The organism is Lachnoclostridium sp. Marseille-P6806 (genome assembly GCF_900625025.1).
Lineage (GTDB): Bacteria > Bacillota > Clostridia > Lachnospirales > Lachnospiraceae > CAG-791.
On record NZ_LR130600.1, the window covers coordinates 1 to 8,331 of the forward strand.

Genomic DNA, 8,331 nt, shown 5'->3' on the forward strand with positions numbered 1-8,331 from the left:
AAGCACTCCTTGATGCTCGATATTGTTAAGTCACAAAAAGGTCCGGAGGCCGAAAAGGTTTCCGGGCCTTTTTGTTGTCATTTGTTTCTTACGCTCCTATTGACATACGTATTACATACGTATATAATGTTCTTGTAAGCGAAAGGAGATATAAAACATTGAAAGTTTCGGAAATCGTAAAGCTCTTGAAAAAGAACGGCTGTTACAAGGTCAAGGAGGGGACGAACCACGAAAGGTGGCATTCTCCGAAAACCGGAAAGACATTCTCTGTACCAAGACATTACAGCAAGGAGCTTATGAAGAAGACAGAACAGAGCATATTAAATGATGCGGGGCTGAAATAGCCCGCCATGCCTTTCATGTTTTAGTCCTATACATACTAAGGAGGTTGCACATGGCAAAATATATTTATCCGGCAGTTTTTACAGAAGAAGAGAACGGATTCTCCGTCAACTTTCCCGACCTTGACGGAGCGTATACTTGCGGAGAAACTCTCAGCGAGGCTCTCGCTATGGCGGAGGATGTTCTGCCGCTTACGCTGGTTGACTATGAGGATTGCAAGCAGGATATTCCTGCTCCATCTTCTGTAAAGGATGTCTCTACCGACGATAACGAATTTGTGTCGCTTGTTTCCTGCGATACAGAGAAATACCGGCGTCTTATGAAGAATCAGGCGGTTAAGAAGACTCTCTCCATCCCGGAATGGTTGAATGAGGCCGCCATTGCCGCCGGACTGAACTTTTCTCAGGTCTTGCAGGATGCGCTGAAAGAAAAAATCGGCGTGAACTAATGCGAATGCCTTGGCAGTACGCCTCCCGCGATCCGAGGACGGACGCCATCTCGCTCATCTCGGCGAAATGGTCTAAGAATGCCTCCCACGATCCGGGGACGGACGCTAAGCCGTGAGGCAACTGTTGCAAATTTTGCAACAGTTCAATATATATTTATCTAACAAAACCGCCCACTCTGCGCTAACAGAATGGGCGGAGCGCCGACGAGACCGCGGCACGCGCGGTAAACGGCTATTGCTCACCGGGGAGAGCCGGAAAGCTGTTCGAACGGCTATATTATATCCATTCTGCCCGGTATTCATCAAGTACCGGGTATTTCTATCCCCAGAAAGGTTTTCTATGGCTACAAAACTCCCCTCCGGTTCCTACCGCACGCAGGTCTTCATCGGCTACAACGACAAGGGCCGCCGCTCCTATAAGTCTTTCACCGCTGACACCGCAAAACGGGCCGACTTCCTCGCTCTCCAATGGCAGGCGGAGCATCCCTCCGCTGCTGTCTCCGGCGATACCGTTGAAAACTGCATGAACGCCTTTATCCGGCAGAAGCGGGCCGTCCTCTCTCCCGCCACGATACGAGGATATACGTTTATTCAGAAGCGTCTCCTCGTGAATTTCCCGAAGTTCTGCGCAAAGCAGCTCGGCGCGATCTCTCGGGAAGAGATGCAGGAGCTCATCAATGGACTGTATGCCACGTCTTCCTCGAAGACCGTTCGCAACTGCCACTCCTTTCTCTGCGCTGTCTGCAACTCACGCGGGATCACCGCACCGCCGTGCACACTGCCTCCCAAAAAGAAGCCAGAGTATAACATTCCGGACGAGACCACGATACAGCGCCTGTACGCCGCTTCTAAGGGCACGCCGCTTGAGGTGCCTATTCTTCTCCTAGGCTCCATCGGCCCGATGCGCCGTGGCGAGATTGTAGCGGCCTCTATCGACGATCTATCAGAGGACGATTCTCTTCACGTTCATCGAACGGCTGTTTACGACGATCATTCTCGGCAGATCATCAAGGATTATCCCAAAACGCTTGATTCCGACCGGATCATTCTTCTCCCGCACTCCGTTGCTGAAAAGATACGGGCACAGGGATATATTTGCAATTTGCAGCTCAATTCTCTTTCAAGGGCTTTTTCCAAGCTCTTAAAGGAAAAAAATATACCTCACTTCCGCTTTCACGACCTCCGGCACGCCTTTGTCTCTATCGCACACGCTGCGGGCCTCCCGGACGCCTACATACAGGAACGCGGCGGCTGGTCAACCAATTACACAATGAATGCTGTGTATCGCCACACGTTGGATGCCGACCGGAAAAAGGCGCAGGAGACAGTTAATAATGTTTTCGCTTCCCTGTTATAATGCAGTTTCGTGTTGCAAATCCGTGTTGCAAGGCGCGAAAGAAGTCTTACAAGTGGCGGAAATACGTTTACTTTCCGCGGCAATAAATAGGGCACCAGAGCGGCTTTTATGCCTGTCCGATGCCCTGTTTATGCGGGTTTTGCGCGACTGCGGATAGTGGGACTCGAACCCACACGATCTCTCACAGGAACCTAAATCCTGCATGTCTACCAATTCCATCATATCCGCACAGAACGAAAAACAACCGCCGACGCTTCGTCGGCGGTCATCGTCGCAAGTGAGACATGGGGGAATCGAACCCCCGACAACTTGATTAAAAGTCAAGTGCTCTACCGACTGAGCTAATGTCCCGCAGACTGGGCTAGTTGGATTTGAACCAACGAATGCAGCAGTCAAAGTGCTGTGCCTTACCCCTTGGCGATAGCCCAAAAGACGCCCGTGAGGCATATGGGTAATGCTCGGGATAAAGATAAGGGTGGGTAGAGGGACTCGAACCCTCGATCTCCAGAACCACAATCTGGCGCGTTAACCAACTACGCCATACCCACCATATGAGGAACCTCTGCCGGCGTCATACAGATAAAGAATATCCGCAAATGTGCCCGTGGGGATTCGAACCCCAGACCCTCGGCTTAGAAGGCCGATGCTCTATCCGGCTGAGCTACGGACACATAGAAAGCGGGTGATGGGAATCGAACCCACGTATCTAGCTTGGAAGGCTAGTGTTCTACCATTGAACTACACCCGCAAAACAAATCCTTATCTATGGAATTGAAGAGCTTATTCCGCGTCGGGGTGACAGGATTCGAACCTGCGACATCCTGGTCCCAAACCAGGCGCTCTAGCCAAGCTGAGCCACACCCCGGCAAGACCCTGTTTCTGTGACGCAAAACACATTATATCGGAGCGCTCACAGTATGTCAATCCAATATTTCAATATGTACGAAAAATGTACGAAAAACGAAGAAAACTGTTGTGAAAATCTCATCAAAACCCAAGAATAGGACGGGTAATAGCAGGATACAGCCGCGCTCACAGATACCGTATCCGACAGTTGATCGCCTGATCCGCATCGCCGATCTCCATCACGGCATACGAGGGCCGATGTCCCGCCTGCCGGGGCCGGGCAAGGCTCCCGGGATTGACGCACAGAATCCCTTCCTTTTCCTCCACCAGCGGAATATGCGAATGCCCGAACACCGCGATGTCCGCCCCGTTCTCCCGCGCCGCGGCCGTGAGTGCATCCGGCACCTGCGCGCCGAACACGCCGTAGCGGTGACCGTGCGTAAGAAACGCCGTGTGCTTTCCCAGAGGAAACACCTCCCACGAGGGCAGCCTGCAGAAGCCGTCACAGTTCCCTGCCACAAAATGGGTGACACAGCGCATATATTCCCGGTAAAAGGCCTCGCTTCCCTCGCTGTCGCCCGCATGGAGAAGAACATCGATCCGCTTCTCTCTTCTGCATATCTCCATGATGGCTCCGTCCTGCCCGTGGGTATCACTGATAATCAGAACTCTCATAAGGCAAGGCGCTCCCGCAGTGTTTTCAGCATGAGCCGCATGCCTTTTCCCCGATGGCTGATCGCATTTTTCTCTTCCGGCGAAAGCTCCGCGCTCGTAAGCCCGTATTCCGGAAGAAACAGGATCGGATCATAGCCGAAGCCTCCCTCGCCGCGGGGTTCCTTGCTGATCCTCCCCTCCATGGTTCCGCGGACAGCAAGCCCTGAGCCGTCCGGGAGCACGGCGGCAATCGCCGCCACGAAGCGGGCGCTGCGCTGCTCCTGCGGCAGACCGCGGAGCTCCTCCAGAATATGCGCCATTTTGACATCATAGCCCACGTCGCGTCCCAGATAGCGCGCCGACTGTATGCCGGGCGCACCGCCAAGCGCATCAATCACAAGTCCCGAATCGTCCGAAATCACGACAAGCGCATCTGCGGGATCCATTCCCTGTGCGCGCATCCATTCCGCCCTTGCCGTCTCATCCGCCGCGGGCGGGAGGAGCGCTGCCGCAGCGCGCGCCTTGATCAGGGCATTTTCCTCAAAATCCGTCCCGTTTTCCTCCGGATCGGAGGATATCCCGACGCTTTTCATCGAACGGACCCGGATCGGCGCTCCGGCAAAATCGTCCGCAAGAATCTCATTGACTTCCCTCACCTTATTTTCATTGCCCGTGGCAAGTATCAGCTGCAGCAGCATATGACAACTCCTCTCCTCGGTTTCGTGCTGTTTTACTTCATTCTGTTACGGCTTCCGTGTCGTGCGTTTTATCTGCCGGGCTTCGGACCGGGGAACTGATAAAAATACGTTTTCAGCATGCCATTATAAATTTTCCTGTTTTTCTTCGCCCGCAGTCCGAGTTCTCTCTCGCAGTCCGCAAAGGAGGTGATCACATACAAAGACCATGAATCCAGCGCTCGGAAGCGTTCTCCCAGCGTCCGATAGAGTCCCGACAGATCCGCCGCAGGAAGCCGGAGCTTCTGCCCCCCCTCTCCGCCGCCTCCCTGATAGCGGGCCGCCCGCAGCTCCGCCATACTCTTCGGCGCATTGCTCCCCGGCGCAAAGGAGGAAATCCTCTCACCATAGGGCGGATTGGTGATCAGAAAACCATATTTTTTCGGATGAGAAAGCTGCGACACGGGCCGCACCTGAAAATGGATCAGATGCTCCACCCCCGCCAGCCTCGCATTGTCCCGCGCGGCCGCAATCGCCTCCGGGTCAATGTCATAGCCCTGAATATCCGCGTCGATCTCCGGAGTCATTGCCTCCCGTGCCTCTTCGCGCGCGTCCTCCCACAGGCCCGGCGGGATAAGGCCGGTCCAGCTCTCCGCCGTAAAGCTCCGGTTCATCCCGGGAGCAATATTTGCCGCCTGCATCGCCGCCTCAATCGGAATCGTGCCGCTGCCGCAGAACGGGTCCACCAGAATGCGGCCCGCCCGCCACGGGGTGAGCATGATGAGTCCCGCCGCCAGATTTTCCGCGATCGGCGCTTTGACGGCTTTCTTTCGATAGCCGCGCTTGTGGAGCGATTCCCCGGTCGTATCAATGGCGACCGTCACCTCATTTTTCAGAAGAAACACGCGGATCGGGTATGAGGCCCCGTCCTCCGGAAACTGCTCCAGCGCATAGCGCCTCTGCATGCGGCGGACCATGGCCTTTTTCATCACAGACTGGATATCCGAGGGAGAAAACAGCGCGCTGTTTACGCTCGACGCCTTGGTGACCCAGAAGCGGGCGTCTCGGAACAGGATGTCGTCCCACGGCAGCGCCTGCGTGCCCTCAAAGAGCTCATCCCATGTCTCCGCATGAAAGGCTCCCACCTTGAAGAGAATGCGCTCCGTCGTTCTGAGTCCGATGTTCGCGCGGACGATGGCCTCCGCATCGCCGAGGAAAGTGACGCGTCCGTCACTCACCTCGCTGATCTCATAGCCAAGCTCATAGATTTCCTTTTTTACGACGCTCTCCATGCCGAAATGGCAGGGGGCGATCAGTTCAAACTGCTGCATCATATTCTATTTTTCTCCCAGGAGGCGATGTTTCGCCAAAACTCAAATCAGTTCCCGGAAGCGTTTTCTGGGAACTGATTTGAATTTTAACAGAGATTTACCGTTCCCGCATCCCGTGATTACTATTTTATACACTAATCACCATGCCGGCGCGTTCCCCAGCGAGGCATGCGCCGCAAAAGCAGCTTGCGGCTCATGTCGTCCCACTACATAACAGCACTTGTCGCTCACGGAATAAATCAGCGTATCAGCGTGATTTTTCACACTTTTCCCTGAAAAAAATGCCGTCTCCCCATTTTTATTTCCTGCCGGTTCCCTTTTTCTTCAAAATAATGTAGGCTATACTGTACTTTGTAAGTCCCTGTCAGACGACGGAGCGGACGCTATACTTGTATGAGCGGACGTTCCGGCATCCGGCGGCACACCGCCGTATACGTGACCAGAAAGGAATTTTGAAAATTTAATGAACGCAGAGAAAGAAACGAAGCGAGAAGAAAACAAGATGGGCGTCATGCCCGTAAAGCAGCTAATTGTGTCAATGTCGCTGCCCATGATGATCTCCATGCTGGTGCAGGCCCTCTACAACGTTGTGGACAGCATCTTTGTCGCACAGATCAGCGAAAATGCGCTGACCGCCGTCACGCTTGCGTTCCCGCTGCAGAATCTTATGATCGCTGTCGGCTCGGGAACCGGAGTAGGAATCAACGCCCTCCTCTCGCGATCGCTGGGTGCGAAGAACTTCCGGGACTCCGATCGGGCTGCCAATACAGGCATCCTGCTGACTTTTTTTAATTTTTTCCTCTTTCTCTTCATCGGCCTCTTTTTCTCCGGCCCTTTTCTCCGGACGCAGACTGATGTGGAGGAAATCATCCGTCACGGCGACGCCTACCTCATGCTCGTATGCTGCGGGAGCTTAGGGCTCTTTTTCCAGCTCACCATGGAGCGTCTCCTGCAGTCCACCGGACGCACCCTGCTCAGTATGATCTCGCAGGGGACCGGGGCGCTCATCAACATCATCTTTGATCCGATTATGATCTTCGGCATCGGCCCCTTTCCCGCCATGGGCGTGACCGGGGCTGCGCTGGCCACCATCCTCGGTCAGTTCGTTGCCGGCGGGCTCGGCGTCTTCCTGAACATACGCTTTAATAAGGACATCCGCTTCTCCGTCCGCGATATCCTGCACCCGACCGGCTTTGTAGTGAAGCAGATTTATTTCGTAGGAATCCCCTCCATCCTGATGATCTCCATCGGTTCGCTCATGTCTTATCTGATGAACCGCATTCTGATCGCTTTCTCCACGACGGCGGCCGCCGTATTCGGCGTGTACTTCAAGCTCCAGAGCTTCTTCTTCATGCCGATCTTCGGTCTGAACAACGGGCTCATTCCGGTACTGGCCTACAACTACGGCGCACGCAGAAAGGATCGAATTCGGGAAGCGCTCCGCTTCTCCCTGACGCTTGCCGTATCCGTCATGATCATCGGAACGCTCACGTTCGAACTGTTTCCGGCTCTTCTTCTCCGGCTGTTCAACGCCTCAGAGGACATGCTTGCCATCGGGGTTCCCGCGCTCCGCATCATTGCCATCCACTTCCCGGCCGCCGGAGCAAGCATTCTGATGGGTTCCATCTTTCAGGCCTTTGCCAGAAGCATCTATTCCCTCATTATCTCCATCGGCCGTCAGCTTGTCGCTCTCATCCCGGCCGCATGGCTGCTGGCGCAGACCGGCAGCGTCGTCAATGTCTGGTGGGCGTTCCCCATCGCCGAGCTGGTGTCGCTCATCCTATCCATCTGCTTCTTCCTCAAGCTCTACCGGAATACCGTAATGAAGCTCTAAGGAATTTCTAAGGAAACTCTGAGAAGCTGCAAAGGGCGGGGGAATCTCCGCCCTTGCGGTACTGCTGAACAAACGACGCCAACTCATCCATTCCCGTTCGGCCTCACTCGCAAGAATAAAAAGACCCCTTCTGCTGTGCAGGAAGCTGCCGCACAGCGGGAGGGGCCTTTGTCCGTCATTTTATTCTTATTATCATCCCCCTTTTTGTTGAACCGCTGTACAAAGGGTGCAAAAAAGGGACTCCGGCGATAAAGCTGTTCCTGGCAATATTCTCAGAATCCCTTGATCTCAAAGATTTTTATCCTTGACCCGTGACATCAACACGATTGTCTCCATATGGCTTAAGTTAAGAGGAAGTACGTCTATGACCTCTGGTCGTAAACGGGAATTGTAAACAGCGGTTTAAACCAACTCTTTTTGTCCTATATCACTAATATCTCTCAATGCCGGCAACCGGGATCGAACCGGTACTCTATCTCTAGAACGGGATTTTAAGTCCCGCGCGTCTGCCTGTTCCGCCATGCCGGCATAAAGAGAGCCGCACACAGATACGAAATCCGCATACCGCTCTCTTCTCGTGGACCCTCAGGGACTCGAACCCAGGACCGATCGGTTATGAGCCGACTGCTCTAACCAACTGAGCTAAAGGTCCTCACAAGATGAAACCTGTATCAGCATATGTGATAAACAATTCTCGCATGACCCCGACGGGATTCGAACCCGTGTTACCGCCGTGAAAGGGCGATGTCTTAACCGCTTGACCACGGGGCCCCGTTCTTGCTGCCCGCACAGCGCGCTCTCACGCTGCGCTCAGCGCCCCAAACAGGACTCGAACCTGTGACACT

At 54.1% G+C, this 8,331-nt stretch carries 7 protein-coding genes and 10 tRNA genes; 4 read left to right on the top strand and 13 right to left on the bottom strand.

All coding sequences use genetic code 11. The features are described 5' to 3' along the window. Window positions 1–158: 158 nt before the first annotated feature. The 3 genes from E0E20_RS13560 to E0E20_RS13570 all read left to right on the top strand — a co-directional run bounded on the left by E0E20_RS13560 (window position 159) and on the right by E0E20_RS13570 (window position 2,147). Entirely contained in the window at window positions 159–344 is a 186-nt protein-coding gene (locus E0E20_RS13560; RefSeq protein ID WP_130838710.1) for a type II toxin-antitoxin system HicA family toxin, read from the top strand. Between the two features lie 50 nt (window positions 345–394). Continuing rightward, window positions 395–790 carry a type II toxin-antitoxin system HicB family antitoxin gene (locus tag E0E20_RS13565; protein ID WP_130838711.1) on the top strand — a complete coding sequence of 132 codons (396 nt, stop codon included), beginning with the start codon at window positions 395–397 and terminating at the stop codon, window positions 788–790. A gap of 112 nt (window positions 791–902) precedes the next feature. Beyond that, window positions 903–2,147 (top strand): site-specific integrase, encoded by a 1,245-nt coding sequence (locus tag E0E20_RS13570; RefSeq protein WP_130838712.1) that lies wholly within the window; start codon window positions 903–905, stop codon window positions 2,145–2,147. A 148-nt stretch (window positions 2,148–2,295) separates the two neighbouring features. On the opposite strand, the gene E0E20_RS13575 is transcribed toward E0E20_RS13570, so the two are convergent. The 10 genes from E0E20_RS13575 to E0E20_RS13620 all read right to left on the bottom strand — a co-directional run bounded on the left by E0E20_RS13575 (window position 2,296) and on the right by E0E20_RS13620 (window position 5,652). Then, window positions 2,296–2,375: transfer RNA gene (locus E0E20_RS13575), tRNA-Leu, on the bottom strand. A gap of 50 nt (window positions 2,376–2,425) precedes the next feature. After that, window positions 2,426–2,498: transfer RNA gene (locus tag E0E20_RS13580), tRNA-Lys, on the bottom strand. Between the two features lie 5 nt (window positions 2,499–2,503). Continuing rightward, window positions 2,504–2,575 (bottom strand) — tRNA-Gln (locus E0E20_RS13585). A gap of 46 nt (window positions 2,576–2,621) precedes the next feature. Then, window positions 2,622–2,695, bottom strand: a tRNA-His gene (locus E0E20_RS13590). 49 nt (window positions 2,696–2,744) lie between these two features. Continuing rightward, window positions 2,745–2,818, bottom strand: a tRNA-Arg gene (locus tag E0E20_RS13595). Between the two features lie 6 nt (window positions 2,819–2,824). Then, window positions 2,825–2,895: transfer RNA gene (locus tag E0E20_RS13600), tRNA-Gly, on the bottom strand. A gap of 42 nt (window positions 2,896–2,937) precedes the next feature. Beyond that, a tRNA-Pro gene (locus tag E0E20_RS13605) sits at window positions 2,938–3,012 on the bottom strand. Window positions 3,013–3,179: 167 nt separating this feature from the next. Beyond that, window positions 3,180–3,668, bottom strand: coding sequence for a metallophosphoesterase (locus E0E20_RS13610; RefSeq protein ID WP_130838713.1), 489 nt, complete (start codon window positions 3,666–3,668; stop codon window positions 3,180–3,182). Next, window positions 3,665–4,345 (bottom strand): RdgB/HAM1 family non-canonical purine NTP pyrophosphatase, encoded by a 681-nt coding sequence (gene rdgB / locus E0E20_RS13615; RefSeq protein WP_330509002.1) that lies wholly within the window; start codon window positions 4,343–4,345, stop codon window positions 3,665–3,667. Before rdgB ends, E0E20_RS13610 begins: the two co-directional genes overlap by 4 nt. 68 nt (window positions 4,346–4,413) lie before the next feature. Then, window positions 4,414–5,652: a THUMP domain-containing class I SAM-dependent RNA methyltransferase gene (locus E0E20_RS13620; protein ID WP_130838715.1), complete on the bottom strand. Its 1,239-nt coding sequence runs from the start codon at window positions 5,650–5,652 to the stop codon at window positions 4,414–4,416. A gap of 463 nt (window positions 5,653–6,115) precedes the next feature. On the opposite strand from E0E20_RS13620, the gene E0E20_RS13625 reads away from it, so the two are divergent. Then, window positions 6,116–7,486, top strand: coding sequence for an MATE family efflux transporter (locus E0E20_RS13625; RefSeq protein WP_242622811.1), 1,371 nt, complete (start codon window positions 6,116–6,118; stop codon window positions 7,484–7,486). 444 nt (window positions 7,487–7,930) lie between these two features. Here the strand turns inward: E0E20_RS13625 and E0E20_RS13630 are convergent. From E0E20_RS13630 to E0E20_RS13640, 3 genes are all read right to left on the bottom strand, one after another. After that, a tRNA-Leu gene (locus E0E20_RS13630) sits at window positions 7,931–8,014 on the bottom strand. A gap of 50 nt (window positions 8,015–8,064) precedes the next feature. After that, window positions 8,065–8,138: transfer RNA gene (locus tag E0E20_RS13635), tRNA-Ile, on the bottom strand. Between the two features lie 47 nt (window positions 8,139–8,185). Then, window positions 8,186–8,257, bottom strand: a tRNA-Glu gene (locus tag E0E20_RS13640). Between the last annotated feature and the right edge of the window lie 74 nt (window positions 8,258–8,331).